The following is a 15192-nucleotide window of genomic DNA, read 5'->3' as shown; positions in this document are numbered from 1 at the left end:
TCGTTGATTCTGACCGCCAGGACAGGTATCTTCAGCGACACGCCGTTCGGCGCACCTGGATCAGCAGACAGGGTCAACACTGAGCTGGCTTACCTGAAATCAACCTCAGAGGAGCCTGCTCATGGCAGCTACCCGTATCTGGATCAAGAACCCCCTGGCCATCTTCACCGCCAACCAGCTGGACGCCGCCGGCGGCCTGGTGATCGAAAACGGCGTGATCGCCGAAGTGCTCGGCGCCGGGCAACAGCCCAGCCGCCCCTGTGAGCGGACCTTCGATGCCCGCGAGCACGTGGTGCTGCCGGGGCTGATCAACACCCACCATCACTTCTACCAGACCCTCACCCGCGCCTGGGCGCCGGTGGTCAACCAGCCACTGTTCCCCTGGCTGAAGACCCTGTACCCGGTGTGGGCCCGCCTGACCCCAGAAAAACTCGCCCTGGCGACCAAGGTGGCCCTGGCCGAACTGTTGCTGTCCGGCTGCAGCACCGCGGCGGATCATCACTACCTGTTCCCCGGCGGCCTGGAAAACGCCATCGACGTACAGGTCGAGGTGGTGCGCGAACTGGGCATGCGCGCCATGCTCACGCGCGGGTCCATGAGCCTGGGCGAGGCCGACGGCGGCCTGCCGCCGCAGCAGACCGTGCAGCAGGGCGAGGTGATCCTGGCCGACAGCCAGCGCTTGATCGGTGCCTACCATGAGCGCGGCGCCGGCGCCCAGATCCAGATCGCCCTGGCGCCCTGCTCGCCGTTCTCGGTGACCCAGGAGATCATGCGCGCCAGCGCCGAACTGGCCGGCAAGCTGGACGTGCGCCTGCACACCCACCTGGCGGAAACCCTCGACGAGGAAGACTTCTGCCTGCAGCGTTTCGGCCTGCGCACCGTGGATTACCTGGACAGCGTCGGCTGGCTCGGCCCGCGTACCTGGCTGGCCCATGGCATCCACTTCAACCCGGACGAAATCGCCCGCCTCGGCGCCGCCGGCACCGGCATCAGCCACTGCCCCAGCTCGAACATGCGCCTGGCCTCGGGCATCTGCCCGACCCTGGAGCTCGCAGCCGCTGGCGCGCCGATCGGCCTGGGGGTCGACGGCTCGGCCTCCAACGATGCCTCCAACATGATCCTCGAAGCGCGCCAGGCCCTGTACCTGCAGCGCCTGCGCTACGGCGCCGAGAAGATCACCCCAGAGCTGGTGTTGGGTTGGGCCAGCCAGGGTTCGGCGCAACTGCTGGGGCGCAGCGACATCGGCGAACTGGCCATCGGCAAGCAGGCCGACCTGGCCCTGTTCAAGCTCGACGAGCTGCGCTTCTCCGGTAGCCACGACCCGCTCTCCGCCCTGTTGCTGTGCGGCGCCGACCGCGCCGACCGGATGATGATCGGCGGCACCTGGCGGGTGATCGACGGGCAGATCGAGGGCCTCGATCTGGCGCAGCTGATCGCCGACCACCGCCAGGCGGCCAAGCAGCTGATCGCCGGCTGACGAAGCTCCTGTAGGAGCCAGCTTGCTGGCTCCTACAGCGCTGCGCACGCCTGCCGCGGCAAGGGTTAAACTGCCAAGCGACCACGCTGATCGAGAGAACCGACCATGTACGACTGGCTCAACGCCCTGCCCAAGGCGGAACTGCACCTGCACCTGGAGGGCTCGCTGGAGCCCGAACTGCTGTTCGCCCTGGCCGCACGCAACAAGATTGCCCTGCCCTGGAACGATGTCGAAGCGCTGCGCGGCGCCTATGCCTTCAACAACCTGCAGGAGTTCCTCGACCTCTATTACCAGGGCGCCGACGTGCTGCGCACCGAGCAGGACTTCTACGACCTGACCTGGGCCTACCTGCAAAAGTGCAAGGCGCAGAACGTCATCCACACCGAGCCCTTCTTCGACCCGCAGACCCACACCGACCGCGGCATCCCTTTCGAGGTGGTGCTCGGCGGTATTCGTCAGGCGCTCAAGGACGGCCAACAACAACTGGGCATCAGCTCGGGGCTGATCCTCAGCTTCCTGCGTCACCTGCCCGAAGACGAGGCGTTCAAGACCCTCGAACAGGCCAGACCCTTTCGTGATGCCTTTATCGCCGTCGGCCTCGACAGCTCGGAGCTGGGCCACCCGCCCAGCAAATTCCAGCGGGTGTTCGACCAGGCGCGCAGCGAGGGCTACCTGACCGTCGCCCACGCTGGCGAGGAAGGCCCGCCCGAGTACATCTGGCAGGCATTGGACCTGCTGAAGATCCAGCGCATCGACCACGGCGTGCGCGCCATCGAGGACGAGCGGCTGATGCAGCGGATCATCGACGAGCAGATCCCGCTGACCGTCTGCCCGCTGTCGAATACCAAGTTGCGGGTGTTCGCGGACATGCGCCAGCACAACATCCTCGAGATGCTCGAACGCGGGGTGAAGGTCACGGTGAACTCGGACGACCCGGCCTACTTCGGCGGTTACGTCAGCGAAAACTTCGCCGCCCTGCACGACAGCCTGGGCATGACCCGCGAGCAGGCGCAGCGCCTGGCGCAGAACAGCCTGGATGCACGTTTGATCTGAAACAGGGATTGCCGGTTGTGCGTGTCTCGACGCACAACCGGGAGCGCACCTGTATGACTGCACCCTTCAGGCGCTGGGGTATAGCGAAGCGGACTCAGTAACCGCCCTCTTCATCCTCGAACTCATGTTTGACCACCTTGCCGCTGACCGGGTCGAAGTAGATCTCGACCTTACGCTTGTCCTTGTCGTAACCGTAGATCTCGTAGCAATTGCCGCCGGTGACCTTGAACTTCTTGATCTCGTAGCCCTGCAACACCAGCTCCTGCTGGAAGTCGTCCTGATCTTGCCAGGTGGCCTTGTCGGCCGTGGTGCATTCGGTCTTGGCGAATGCCAAGGGACTCAGAAAAGCCAGGGACAACAGCAACAGGATGCGCATGAGTGATTCCTCAGTCGGGATTGTTAGAGCAAAATCCGAGTGAAAATATAGTCGAGAACCAACCAGCTAATAAGACGTACTCGTATTAAAGCGACCGACGGGCGCCGGCCCCGCGCCGCAGCTCACGCCCGCCTGCAAGCGCCTCGCTCATCAGGTTATCGCCGACCTCGCACGCGACCCGGATCGTTCGATAGGCCATGCGCCGACACTGGAATGATGGGCCATGGCGAACGGCCACGGGCTGAGCAACCGGCTCGAATCAAGGCCCGCGCAGTGCGCTGACGAAGGCAAACCCTGAAGTTTCTCCGCACCGTGCCGAAACAGAAGAAGGTGTACCCTACGCAATGGATGGCCATATAGTGGCCAGGCCCACTGCCTGCCCGCACCGGTAGGTTGTCACCGAGGTTGCCAAGCGCATGAAACAGTCGTTGTTCACAGTCGCCCGTAGCGTGGTGCTCGCCGCCCTGGCTTGCCTGTCGCTGCGAGCCATGGCAGGCGACGCGATCCAGATCGTCACCGAGGAGCTGCCTCCCTACAACATGACTCAGGACGGGCGACTCACCGGCATGAGCACTGAAGTCGTGCAGGCCGTGCTGGAGGAAATCGGTGAACAGGCGAGCATCCAGTCCATGCCCTGGGCACGCGCCTACGACATCGCGCTGAATGCCGAGAACGTGCTGATCTACTCGATCACCCGCACCGCCCAGCGCGAGCAGCTGTTCAAGTGGGTGGGCGTGGTCGCGCCGATGCACTGGTACCTGTACGCCAGGTCCGACAGCGACATCCAGCTCAAGACCCTCGACGACGCGCGCCAGTACCAGATCGCCACCGTCAAGCAGGACGCCGGCGAGCAATACCTGGTGAGCAAAGGCTTTGCGGTCGGCAAGAACCTGCAGTCGAACAACAAGTACGCGTACAACTACGAGAAATTCAAGCTCGGTCGCGTCGACCTGTGGATCTCCATCGAGTTGAACGCCCTGTACCTGATCCGCCAGGCGGGTGACGATCCAAACAGGGCGGTGATACCCGTACTGAGTCTGCCCGAACTGAACGGTAGCGACGGGCTGAACATGGCCTTCAGCCGACAGACCGCGGATGCCACCGTCGAGCGCTTCCGCCAGGGCCTGCAAACCATCCGCAACAACGGCACCTACGCTGCCATCGCCAAGAGGTGGCTGTAGCGTGCGCACGCCGCCTGCCAGCGAGCCTGCTGCCGAACGGCCGGCACGGGTCCTGCCCGCCAGCTCGCTTGGACGCCGCCTGGTGCTGGCGACCCTGACATTTTGCGCGCTGTTCACCCTGGTCACAGTGACCGTGCGCACCGGGTCGGCGTGGAACGGCAACCTGAGCGCGATGACCGCCGAGCTGCGGCTGATCGACCAGGTGTTCCAACGCACGCTGTCCAAGGCGATCTGGGAAATGGATCGCGAAACCTTGCAGACCCAACTGGACAGCGTCGTCCAGGCCGCCCCGGTAGGCCGGGTGCAACTGAGCATCCGCCGGGCCGGGCGCGCACCCGAAGTATTGGGCCGACAACGCACCTCAGGTTCAGCCTCGCCACTGGTGCCATCGCTGCAGCGGATGCTCACCTACGAGCCCTACCCTGGTGCGAGCGAGACCGTCGGCGAGCTGATCATCGAGGGCGACGAGCGGGTGCTCTGGCGGCGCCTGCTGAGTGACGTGGCCAGCATCGTGGTCACCCAGGTCATCCAGTCGCTGCTGCTGGCGGGCTTGATCATGTGGATGTTCAACCGCTCGGTCACGGTGCATGTACGGCACATCGCGCAGCATCTGGGCGAACTGTCGCCCGCCAATCTCAAGCAGCTATTGCGCATCGATCGGCAGGCGTCGCGCCGCGACGAGCTGAGCCTGCTGGAAGCCGGGGTCAACGACCTGCAAGGCAAGCTGTCGGATTACCTCGAGCAGCAGCGCCGGGACGAACACGACCTGGCTGCACACCGCGATCGCCTGGCCGACCTGGTAGCAGAGCGAACGGCCGAACTGCGTGCGGCCAACAGCCGCCTGGAGGAGCTCACACGCAGCGACCCGTTGACCGGACTGGCCAACCGCCGGCATTTCGACGAAGTGAAGGACGTCGAGTTCCGCCGCGCGACACGCCTGGGCCAGCCACTGTCGGTGCTGATGTGCGACGTGGATTTCTTCAAACTCTACAACGACACCTACGGCCACGCCCTGGGCGACCAGTGCCTGCAAACGGTGGCCGAAACCTTGAAGAATGTCTTCGCTCGTGCCGGCGAGCTGGTGGCGCGGGTCGGCGGTGAAGAGTTTGCCGTGCTGCTACCGGGCGCCGACCTCGAGCAGGCACGCAAGGCCGCAGAACGCCTGCGTCAGGGCCTCGCGACTCAGGCCCTGGTACACGCCAGCTCGCAGGTGGCACCGCACGTGACGCTGAGCATCGGCGTTGCGCAGTTCGACCCGCAGACCATGGACCGTTTCGATCTATTGCTGCAATCCGCCGACCAGGCGCTGTACCGCGCCAAGCGCATGGGGCGCGACCGAATCGCCGAATGATGACATCACCGAGGTCCGTCATGACACCACCTCAGTCCATCTGGATCGCCCTGCTGCTCGCCTTGGTCTGTAGCGGCAGTCAGGCACAAGGCATCCAGGTCGTCACCGAAGACACCTCCTTCAGCTACCTGGAACACGGCCGAGTGGCCGGGCCGGCGAGCGCGGTGGTCGAAGCCACGCTGCAGCGCGCCGGGTTCAACGACTATCGCCTCGCCCTGTACCCCTGGGCGCGCGCCTACGACATGGCGTTGCAGCAACCTAACGTGCTGATCTACCTGATCGCCCGCACAACGGCGCGCGAACCGCTGTTCAAATGGGTCAGCGAAATCACTCATATCGACTATCACTTCTACAAGCTGCGGGCGCGCGAGGACATCCAGGTGCACAGCCTGCAGGACGCCCAGCAATACAGCGTCGGCGTGCTACGCGACGACGTACGCCAGAAATACCTGCGCACTCAGGGTTTCAAAAAACTGGTGGTCTCGGCGCACAACCGCGATAACTTCCAGAAGCTGCTGAACCAGCAGGTGCAACTGGTGCCGATGCCGGAGCGCGATGTCGCTATGCTCTGCGAAGACGCTCGTATCGACTGCGCGAGCCTGGAACAGCTCTACACCCTGGACGCACTGTCGACGGGCCTGTACATGGCCTACAGCCTGGCCACGGCCGATGAGCTGGTGACGCGCACCCGCGCCGCCTTCGACAGCCTCAAGGCCGAAGGCCAGGTGACCCGCTTGCTGGACGGCAGCCCCTGAGTCCGCCGGGTACCGCTGCGGGCCAGGCGCATCAGCGCCAGTCGTCGCTCAATGCTGATGGGCGGCGTCGTCGGCCTGCGGCTCCTTCTGCACCGTCACGCCCACCTGAACCGCGCCGGCCTTCTCGAAGGTCAGGGTCAAGGGAAAACGCTCGCCGTCCTGCAGCTGCCGTTTCAGGTCGAACAACATCACGTGGTAGGCCATGGGCGCGAACCTGACCTCGCCGCCGGCCGGAATATCCACCGTCTGCACCTGCTGCATCTTCATCAGGCCATCGGCATGCAGGTGCTCATGAAACTCGGCCTTGCCGGCTACCGGGGTCTGCGCGCCAAGCAGGCGATCGGCCTGACTGCCCTTGTTGTGCACCACGAAATAGACAGCCGCAGTCGGCGCCACCGGCGGCATCTCGCGCGACCAGGGGTGCTCGATGTGCAGCTCGCCGGCCTGGTAGTCATGGGCCGAGGCGAACAGCCAGGGCGCGAGCAACGCGATCAGCAGCAGGGTTTTCTTCAACAGCATGGTGAACCTCCAGTGACGGACCTTGTGTCCGGGATATGCACGCTTATGTGACTGAATTCGCAGCTGCGCAGCCGGTCCGGATTTGGCCTGCAGCTGCCTCGCTATCAGGGGCCGATCAACCGTTGGCCAGGCGCCGCAGAGCACCGAGGCGCGACAGCAGCAACCAGTCCAGCACCCAGATCAGCAACAGCGACGCACCGACCAGCGGGAATGCGGCGCCGAGCAGCAGCATGACGACAATCGCGGTCTTCCAGCGCGGCAGATCATGGCGCAACGGCGGCACGCCGAAGCGGCCTTGCGGACGGCGCTGCCACCACATGACCAGACCGCTGATGGCGCTGAGCAGCACCAGCAGACAGACCGCCAACATCAGCAGCTGATTAGGCAGGCCGAACAGCTTGCCCTCATGCAGCATCACGCCGCCCTCCACGGTTTTCGCCACCAGGCCGTAGTCCTGCCAGCGCACATCGGCGAGCACCGCGCCGCTGTACTGATCGAGGTGCAGGGTGGCGTCGTGACGCGGGTCATCGGCGAACAGCGCGATGCTGTACACCCCTTCGGCGCCCTTGGGCAGGGTGATGCTGAAGCCCGGCTGCACGCCGCGCGCGCTGGCCGTATCGACCACCTGCTGCAGGCCGATCTGCGGCGCGGCACTGATGCTCTGAGCGGTGGCGCTGCCGTTGTGCGCGGCATGCGGGTCGGACAACGGCAGCGGAGTCGTCTCCACCGCCCAGGCCACGGTCTGCCGCGTGCTGGTGTTGAGGCTGCGGGCCTGCTGATCGGACGTGGGCACCGCATCCCACATGGCCGCCGGGAAGTGATTCCAGGCGCCGGCGAATTGCGCGCCCCAGTAACCGGTCCAGGTCATCCCGGTGAGCAGCATGAACAACAACAGCAGTGAGCCCCAGAAACCGCTGACCGCGTGCAGGTCGCGCCAGAACAGGCGACCGCGATTGTCCAGGCGTGGCCACAGCACCCCGGCGCCGCCACTGCCGCGCGGCCACCACAGGTACAGCCCGGACACTAGCAGCACGATGCCCCAGCCGGCGGCCAACTCGATCAGCCGATCGCCGAGGGTGCCGATCATCAGCTCGCCATGCAGCGCTCGGGCAATCGCCTGCAGATTGTTCTGCGCATCCTGGCTGCCCAGCAGCGTGCCCCGGTAAGGGTCGACGAACAGGTTGAGGGCTTGCCCGGCGTTGTCGACGACGAACTGCGCACTGCGGTCCGCCTGCAGCGACGGCAGGTACTGCTGCACGTTCGCCTGTGGGTAAGCCCGCTGAACCACCGCCAGTTGCTGATCGGCGCTCAAGCGCTGCTCGGCCACCGGCACCTGCAGCAGATCGGCGTACATCAGCTGATCCAGCTGCGGTTTGAACAGATAAACCATCCCGGTCAGCGACAGCAGGATCAGGAAGGGAATGACCAGGAGCCCGGCGTAGAAGTGCCAACGCCAGGCCAGGTTGTAGAACGACGGAGTGGACTGTTTCATTTTTATGCTCCGATGTAGCGCGTCGCATGACACTCGCAGACTCCGATCCCCGCGCGACGAACCGCGCAGAAAGGCGCGATTAGCGACAGGATCGAAGAACAGGACAGGCGCAGCACAGGGCCGGGCCTGAGAGGGCGCTAGATCAGAGGGGGAGCACGGGGATTGAGCGAGGGCCAGGCGTGCCGGACGGCGGTGCCCAGCCGTGTTGGCGGGCTGGGGGCTGGGCTTTCGCCGCGCGGCAGCAGCCCCAGCAAGCCGAAGAAGGCGGCCAATGTCAGGCCGACGAAGCTGGAGGCCAGTGCGCAGCCGAAACCGCTGGCCGGATTCGGCATGGGCACACCGGCGCCGCCGAAGTCGACCGCCGGACCATCGCCACCCGCGGCCGAGCAATACAGCCCATCGAGGCCGCTGAGCTGTAAGCCGGCCATCTGGCCATGACCGATACTGCAGGCGAGCGCACTGAACAGGATGCTGAAATACAGGATCCAGGCAGTCAGCGAGCGGTCAGTACGGGCCAGTTTCATGGTTGGCGACTCTAGCAGTTAGTTCCGCGGCAACAAGAGCACCGAGCTGCGGTCGATTGCCACAGTATGGTCAAGCGCAAGCCTAGTGCGGCCAGGGCGCATGCGCCAACAACTCGGCGCAACGGGCCTGGACGAACTCGCGCAGCAGGTTCACCGGCGTACTCAGTTGTGCGCGATGGGCGCAGATCAGGTTGAGCGGCGTCGGCGCGCCCCGCCACTCCGGCAGTAAGACCTTGAGCCGCCCCGCCCGCACGTCCCCGGCCACATCCAGCCAGGACTTGTACACCAGCCCGACACCGGCCACGGCCCAACGGCGCACCACATCGGCGTCGTCGCTGAGGCGATCACCGCTGACACTCTGGCTCTGCTCGCGCTTGCCATCGAAAAACCGCCAGCGCTCATGCACCCGACCACCGAGCATGTAGAGCAGGCAGTTGTGGCGCGTCAGATCGCTCAGCGAGTGCGGCCGCCCATGCCGCTCCAGGTACTCGGGCGCCGCGCAGAGCACCCGCCTGTTGCTGGCGGCGACCGGCAGCGCGACCAGGCTGGAGTCCTCGGGCGCGCCGTAGCGCAGGGCTATATCCACCGGCTCGCGAAACAGGTCGCTGACCCGATCGCCGAGCAGCAGGCGCAAGTGCAGCTGCGGGTGCGCCTGCTGGAATTCGTCGAGCCAGGGCAACAGGGTGTTGCGACCGAAGTCCGAGGGGGCCGACAACTGCAGCAGGCCGCTGATGCCGGCCTTGCTGCCGGCCAGTAGCTGACGCCCATCCTCCAAGTTCTGCAAGGCCAGCCGAGCGTGTTCGAGGAACAACTCGCCCTGCGAGGTCAGGCGCAGGCTGCGGGTCGAGCGGGCGAACAGGCGCACATCCAATTGAGCCTCCAGCCGTTTCAGCGCGGCGCTGGCCACCGCCGGTGAAATCTCCAGAACCCGCGCCGCGGCCGACAAGCTGCCGGTTTGCGCGGTACGCACGAACAGTTGTAAGTCATCGAAGCGCAGCATGGCGACCTATTATCAAAAAAAGATTGAAAGAGACTCTATTCCTACGCGCTTTTTCCCGATTATGAAATAGACGAGGATGGCCCTCTACTTTGGAGAGTTGCCCATGCCCACACCCATCACCCTGATCGCCACGCTGACCCTGCACCAGGCTCCCGACGCAGCATTGCTCGAAGGCCTGGAGAAGCTGGTCAACGCCAGCCGCGCCGAGGCGGGTTGCCTGCAGTACGACCTGCACCAACAACACAGCACTGCCACTGTGCTGGTGATGATCGAGCAATGGCTCGACGCCGCCGCCCTCGCCGCGCACCAGGCCACGGCGCACTATCAAGCCTTCGGCGCGGCCTTCAACGCGCAACTCGCCAGTGTCGAACTCAACCACCTGCGGCGCATCGTCTGACTGCGCCACCCGGATCGAGGAACCCTTATGAAAGCCATCGCCTACCTGCAATCGCTGCCCGCCGAACACCCCGAGTCGCTGCAGGACCTGCAACTGCCGGAGCCCAGCCCTGGCCCACGCGACCTGCTGGTCAAAGTCAACGCCATCTCGGTGAACCCGGTGGACACTAAAATTCGCCGCAACGTCGCGCCAGAGGATCGGCAACCCAAGGTACTGGGTTGGGACGCCGCCGGTGTGGTCAGAGCCGTAGGCAGTGAGGTCAGTCTGTTTCAGCCGGGTGACCAGGTGTTTTATGCCGGCGCGATCAACCGGGCCGGCGCCAACAGCGAACTGCATGTGGTGGACGAACGCATCGTCGGGCGCATGCCCAGCAGCCTGTCGTACGCCCAGGCCGCGGCGCTGCCACTGACTGCGATCACCGCCTGGGAATTGCTGTTCGAGCGTCTGCAGATCGCCGAGGGCAACAGCGATCAGGGCCAGAGCCTGCTGATCGTCGGCGCCGCCGGCGGCGTCGGCTCGATCCTCACCCAGTTGGCCCGTCAACTCACCGGACTGACCGTGATTGGCACAGCTTCTCGCCCCGAGACCCAGACCTGGGTCCGCGACCTCGGCGCCCACCATGTGATCGACCACCGCAAGCCCCTGAGCGAAGAGCTCAAGCGCATCGGTATCGATCAGGTGACCCATGTCGCCAGCCTGACCCAGACCGACCAGCACTTCGAGCAGCTGGTCGAAGCCCTGGCCCCACAAGGCCGTCTGGCGCTGATCGACGACCCCGCGCAGCCGCTGGACGTGATGAAGCTCAAGGGCAAGAGCCTGTCGCTGCATTGGGAGCTGATGTTCACCCGCTCGCTGTTCGCAACCGCCGACATGATCGAGCAGCATCACCTGCTCAACCGGGTCAGCCAACTGGTCGACAACGGCGTACTGAAGACCACCCTCGGCGAGCACTTCGGCACCATCAATGCACACAATCTGCGCCGTGCCCATGCGCTACTGGAGAGCGGCAGCTCACGCGGCAAGATCGTCCTGGAAGGCTTCTGAGCCCGCGGCGTTGCCCCTCGCCGGAGGGGTAACGCCCGACCAGCGGCAGCCCCTACCCCGTAACGGTCCGGCAGTTCATGCGTCCATTGAGTGGTAGAACATCGTTACGAGGTGACCATCATGCAACGCCTTATTCCGCTCACGCTGATCGCAACCTTCGGCTTTACCGCTGTGGCACTCGCGCAAGGCCCGACAGCCGAGGAGGCCAGCCAGGTACAGGCGGTCGACTACCACTACGGCCTGGCTCTGGATATCGATAAAGTCATCCACATCACCGATACCTCGGACAAGGTTGGCGTCGTGCCGGCGACCATCACCTACCTGGACAGCCACGGCCAGCTACGCAAGCTCAATTACCTGCAGCTGGGTGGCTACGACCAGGGTGACTAGCAGACAGCCCTGAACTGCGGATGCCTGAGTCGTATGTTCAGGCTCCGCTCCCCAGTTTTTTGCGCCTCTTGGTGCCCAGCACTGCCTCGGCGGCTGCTAGACTGCACATGTCTCCAAGCCCATATTCACGACACTGAAGCATCTCCAGTCGTCTCCCGCTAACCTGCGACCCATCGGCGGTACGGATGCGATCCGATTTAGCAGGCCCGTTGCGCCTAGCCAGTTTTTACATCCTCTTCAGCACCGCCTGGATCCTCTCCAGCGACTACCTGCTGACGACCCTGGTGTCCGACGCCGCGCTGGCCGCCCGCCTGCAAACCGTCAAGGGCTTGCTCTTCGTGCTGCTCAGCAGCGTGCTGATCTTTTACGTCAGTCACCGCGACAGCCTGGCCCAACGCCGGCTGGTCGAGGTACTGACGCATAACGCCCGGCTGCTGCAACAGATCCAGCGCAATGCGGCCTTGGGCAGCTGGGAGTATGCCGGGCGTTTCCACTGGAGCCAGGAAGCCCTGCAACTGTTTGGGCGCGACGAAGGCCATGCCTTCAGCAGCGTCGAGCAACTGCTGAACTGGCTGCACCCAGCCGACAGGCCCTCCGCGCAACGGGCTTTCGAGGCGTTAGTGCAACGGCACACCCCCCTGGCGATTAGCGCACGCCTGCACCAGCCACACCGGCAACAGGCCACCTGGCTGATGCTGCGCGGCGAGGTGGACAGTGGCGGTCAGACGCTCGGTACGGTGCAGGACATCAGCAACCAGAAGCGCGACGAAATCGCCCTGCGCGAGAGCGAACAGCGCTTTCGACGGCTGTTCGAGCACACCCCGCGCATCGCCATGCAAGGCTATGACCGCGAGCGCCGGGTGATTTTCTGGAACCAGGCCAGCACCCAGCTGTATGGCTACAGCCTGCAGGAGGTCATGGGCAAACGCCTGGAGGAGCTGGTCATTCCAGCGCCGATGCGCAACCAGGTCGCTAGCACGATCAATCACTGGCTGCTCGGCGGCCCGCCGATTGCGGCGGCGGAGGTGCAATTGCAGCGCAAGGACGGCAGCAAAGTCTGGGTCTACTCCAGTCACGTAGTGCTGCGCAACAGCCGCAATCAACTCGAGCTGTACTGCATCGACATCGACCTCAGCGAGCAGAAACAGAGCGACGGCGATCTGTACGCCAGCGAAGCGCGCTACCGCGAGCTGGTCGAACAGCTGAGCGACGTGATCCTCCTCACGGATGCCCGCGGGCACTTGAATTTTCTCAATCCGGCCTGGGAAAAACTCAGCGGCTATGCCTGCTATACCAGCCTCGAGCGACCATTAAGCCAATTCTTCGATGCCGATGACGCCGCCCGTTTGAGCCAGCGGATCAGCGCCATCAACAGCGGTGCACAGACCAGCCTGCGTGGCGAATACCGCCTGCTGACGCGCAGTGGCCAGCTACGCTGGGTAGAACTGCAGCTGGCCTGCAACCCACCCGGCTATGGGTTGCGCGGCAGCCTCAGCGACATTCATGAACGCTATCAGGCACAGCAGCTGCAACAGGCGCGCAATGCGGTGCTCGACGACCTGCTCGGACGCCGCCCGCTGGCGCAGATCCTCGACGGCATCAGCCGGCGCTTGCAGAGCCTGAACCCGCACATGCTGGTGTCGATCATGCTGCTGGATGCGCAGCAACGCCTGCATATCGCCGCCGCACCCGACCTGCCCGCCAGTTATCAGCAGGCCATCGACGGGATTGTCGCGGCGCCGGAGGTCGGCTCATGCGGACACGCGGCCTGTAGCGGCGAACTGGTCATCGCCGAGGACCTTGCCACGCATCCTTACTGGCGCGACTTCCAGGCCGAGACTCAGGCGGCAGGGCTGCATGCCTGCTGGTCGCTGCCGTTCAAGAATGAGCATGACCAAGTGCTGGGCACCTTCGGCATTTACTATCGCAAGCCCGCTCGACCCAGCCCCAGCGATATTGCCTTGGTCACCGAATTCACCCGCTTGACCGGGCTGGCTGTGCAGCAGCATCGGAGCGCCGTCGCCGAGCTGATGCTGTGAATGACCGCCAGTCACTCCGTTGATCGATATCACTATGGGTTCATATTCGCGGGCCTAGACTAAGCCCCCATATCCTGGAGGTGCCACAGATGAATATTTCCATTCACCCGCTGAACCAGGCCGATGGTCCCTGCTGGCAAGTTAGTTTCGCCAAACACAGCGTGACTTTTCGCAGCGAGAACCAAGCCCGCCAGTTCGTTGCCACCCTCGAAGCGCGCTTGCAGGCCCCCCATCCATGGCCGAACCGCACGCAGCGCATCGCCAGTTGAGCTACCCCCCCGGGTGACCGGCGCGGCGTTCTGCCCAACGGGTGAGACGCGAGCATGCGACGGCCAACAGGCCACACCCGAAGATCACCAAGGCCATGGGTCGCGCGCTGCCATCGTGCAGCACGCCAACCAATGCGGCCGCGCTGGCGGCAATGCTGAACTGCAGGCTGCCGAGCAGGGCCGAGGCGCTGCCGGCATGCCGGCCCTGACCGGCCATGGCGCAGGCCGTGGCGTTCGGCAACAGCACGCCGAGGCTGGCAATGCAACCGAACAAGGGCAGCAACAGCGGCCACAGCTCCGCCAGCTGCGCGGCGGCAAGCGCCAACAACGCCGCGCCACAGGCCAGGTAGAACCAGACCATGCGCCGCAACCAATAGCCCGGCCCATGACGCGCCACCAACCAGGCATTCACCTGCGCCATCAGAATGAAGCCCAGCGCATTACTGCCGAACAGCCAGCCGTAGTGCTGGGCCGGCACCCCATACAACTCGATGAAGACGAAAGGCGAACCGGCGATGTAGGCGAACATGCCGGCAACCGCCAGGCCACCGGTCAAGGCGTGGCCGAGGAAGGGCCAATCGCCGAACAGCCGCGTGTATTCGCCCAAGGCGCCGCGCAAGGGCGCCTTGTGACCGTCGGTCGCCAGGGTTTCCGGCAACCACAGCGCCACGGCCAACAGGCACAGCGCACTGAACAGGGTCAGGCAGACGAAAATCGACGGCCAGCCGAAGCTGCTCAACAGCAGGCCTCCGCCCAGCGGCGCGAGAATCGGCGCCAGCCCCATCACCAGCATCAACTGCGAGAACACCTTGGCCGAGGCAATCGGGTCACACAGGTCACGCACCACCGCCCGGGTCACCACCATGCCGGCGCAACCGCCGAGGGCCTGCACGAAGCGCGCGGCAATCAGCCACTGCAGACTCGGCGCCAGCGCACAGGCCAACGAGGCCAGGGTGAACAACAGCACGCCGAACAGCAGTGGCCGGCGTCGACCGAAGCGATCGGCCAGCGGCCCATACATCAGCTGACCGATGGCCAAGCCGATGAAATAGGCGGCCAGCGACAACTGCACATGCTCGACATCGGTGGCGAAGGCCTGCGCCATAGTCGGAAAAGCCGGCAGATAGAAGTCGATGGCCAATGGGCCAAAGGCGCTCAACGCACCGAGGATCAACAGAATACGTAATGGCATAAGAATCCAGATAATCGATCGCCGACGTAGGGTGGGTTAGGCGCCCCCTCCATCACCCCGCGGAGTAAGCAGCCTGGCGCGCCGTAACCCACCATTCCCGGAATTTCCGTTGTCGGGTTACGCGGCCTCGCTT

16 protein-coding genes are annotated in these 15192 nt (G+C 64.6%); 10 read left to right on the top strand and 6 right to left on the bottom strand.

Features of this window, described 5'->3' with window-relative positions; all coding sequences use genetic code 11:
- Positions 1-121: 121 nt before the first annotated feature.
- Positions 122-1477: an 8-oxoguanine deaminase gene (locus tag FBY03_RS04330; protein ID WP_147170971.1), complete on the top strand. Its 1356-nt coding sequence runs from the start codon at positions 122-124 to the stop codon at positions 1475-1477.
- Positions 1478-1582: 105 nt separating this feature from the next.
- Positions 1583-2530, top strand: a complete 948-nt coding sequence (locus FBY03_RS04325; RefSeq protein ID WP_147170970.1) for an adenosine deaminase — start codon at positions 1583-1585, stop codon at positions 2528-2530.
- Between the two features lie 94 nt (positions 2531-2624).
- Here the strand turns inward: FBY03_RS04325 and FBY03_RS04320 are convergent, their stop codons facing one another.
- Positions 2625-2906 (bottom strand): PepSY domain-containing protein, encoded by a 282-nt coding sequence (locus tag FBY03_RS04320; RefSeq protein ID WP_147170969.1) that lies wholly within the window; start codon positions 2904-2906, stop codon positions 2625-2627.
- A gap of 416 nt (positions 2907-3322) precedes the next feature.
- Here FBY03_RS04320 and FBY03_RS04315 point away from each other — a divergent pair, with 416 nt between their 5' ends.
- The 3 genes from FBY03_RS04315 to FBY03_RS04305 are packed head-to-tail and all read left to right on the top strand — an operon-like array spanning position 3323 to position 6193.
- A complete protein-coding gene (locus tag FBY03_RS04315) occupies positions 3323-4087 on the top strand; it encodes an ABC transporter substrate-binding protein (protein WP_147170968.1) in 765 nt (254 codons plus the stop codon).
- A 1-nt stretch (position 4088) separates the two neighbouring features.
- Complete coding sequence (locus FBY03_RS04310; protein WP_256677861.1) at positions 4089-5438, top strand: GGDEF domain-containing protein; 1350 nt, start codon at positions 4089-4091, stop codon at positions 5436-5438.
- A 20-nt stretch (positions 5439-5458) separates the two neighbouring features.
- The gene (locus FBY03_RS04305; protein ID WP_147170966.1) at positions 5459-6193 is read left to right on the top strand and encodes an ABC transporter substrate-binding protein; all 735 of its coding nucleotides are present in this window, start codon (positions 5459-5461) and stop codon (positions 6191-6193) included.
- Positions 6194-6241: 48 nt separating this feature from the next.
- Here the strand turns inward: FBY03_RS04305 and FBY03_RS04300 are convergent, their stop codons facing one another.
- The 4 genes from FBY03_RS04300 to FBY03_RS04285 all read right to left on the bottom strand — a co-directional run bounded on the left by FBY03_RS04300 (position 6242) and on the right by FBY03_RS04285 (position 9728).
- Positions 6242-6712 (bottom strand): copper chaperone PCu(A)C, encoded by a 471-nt coding sequence (locus FBY03_RS04300; RefSeq protein WP_147170965.1) that lies wholly within the window; start codon positions 6710-6712, stop codon positions 6242-6244.
- A gap of 115 nt (positions 6713-6827) precedes the next feature.
- Positions 6828-8204, bottom strand: coding sequence for a PepSY domain-containing protein (locus FBY03_RS04295; protein ID WP_147170964.1), 1377 nt, complete (start codon positions 8202-8204; stop codon positions 6828-6830).
- Between the two features lie 137 nt (positions 8205-8341).
- Positions 8342-8728 carry a DUF2946 domain-containing protein gene (locus FBY03_RS04290; protein ID WP_147170963.1) on the bottom strand — a complete coding sequence of 129 codons (387 nt, stop codon included), beginning with the start codon at positions 8726-8728 and terminating at the stop codon, positions 8342-8344.
- 82 nt (positions 8729-8810) lie between these two features.
- On the bottom strand, positions 8811-9728 hold the full coding sequence (locus FBY03_RS04285) for a LysR family transcriptional regulator (RefSeq protein WP_147170962.1): 918 nt from the start codon (positions 9726-9728) through the stop codon (positions 8811-8813).
- A 103-nt stretch (positions 9729-9831) separates the two neighbouring features.
- On the opposite strand from FBY03_RS04285, the gene FBY03_RS04280 reads away from it, so the two are divergent.
- From FBY03_RS04280 to FBY03_RS04260, 5 genes are all read left to right on the top strand, one after another.
- Positions 9832-10125 carry a putative quinol monooxygenase gene (locus FBY03_RS04280; RefSeq protein WP_147170961.1) on the top strand — a complete coding sequence of 98 codons (294 nt, stop codon included), beginning with the start codon at positions 9832-9834 and terminating at the stop codon, positions 10123-10125.
- 27 nt (positions 10126-10152) lie between these two features.
- Positions 10153-11169: a zinc-binding alcohol dehydrogenase family protein gene (locus FBY03_RS04275; RefSeq protein ID WP_147170960.1), complete on the top strand. Its 1017-nt coding sequence runs from the start codon at positions 10153-10155 to the stop codon at positions 11167-11169.
- Positions 11170-11289: 120 nt separating this feature from the next.
- Positions 11290-11559, top strand: a complete 270-nt coding sequence (locus tag FBY03_RS04270) for a DUF2790 domain-containing protein (protein WP_147170959.1) — start codon at positions 11290-11292, stop codon at positions 11557-11559.
- 209 nt (positions 11560-11768) lie between these two features.
- Complete coding sequence (locus FBY03_RS04265) at positions 11769-13598, top strand: bifunctional diguanylate cyclase/phosphodiesterase (RefSeq protein WP_178090556.1); 1830 nt, start codon at positions 11769-11771, stop codon at positions 13596-13598.
- 89 nt (positions 13599-13687) lie between these two features.
- Positions 13688-13867, top strand: a complete 180-nt coding sequence (locus FBY03_RS04260) for a hypothetical protein (protein WP_147170957.1) — start codon at positions 13688-13690, stop codon at positions 13865-13867.
- Between the two features lies 1 nt (position 13868).
- Here the strand turns inward: FBY03_RS04260 and FBY03_RS04255 are convergent, their stop codons facing one another.
- On the bottom strand, positions 13869-15059 hold the full coding sequence (locus FBY03_RS04255; RefSeq protein ID WP_147170956.1) for a multidrug effflux MFS transporter: 1191 nt from the start codon (positions 15057-15059) through the stop codon (positions 13869-13871).
- Positions 15060-15192: the final 133 nt, after the last annotated feature.

The sequence above is a fragment of the Pseudomonas sp. SJZ079 genome (genome assembly GCF_007993865.1).
Lineage (GTDB): Bacteria > Pseudomonadota > Gammaproteobacteria > Pseudomonadales > Pseudomonadaceae > Aquipseudomonas.
The sequence above is the reverse complement of the archived record's forward strand: the minus strand, read 5'-3'. Positions and strand labels throughout refer to the sequence as shown.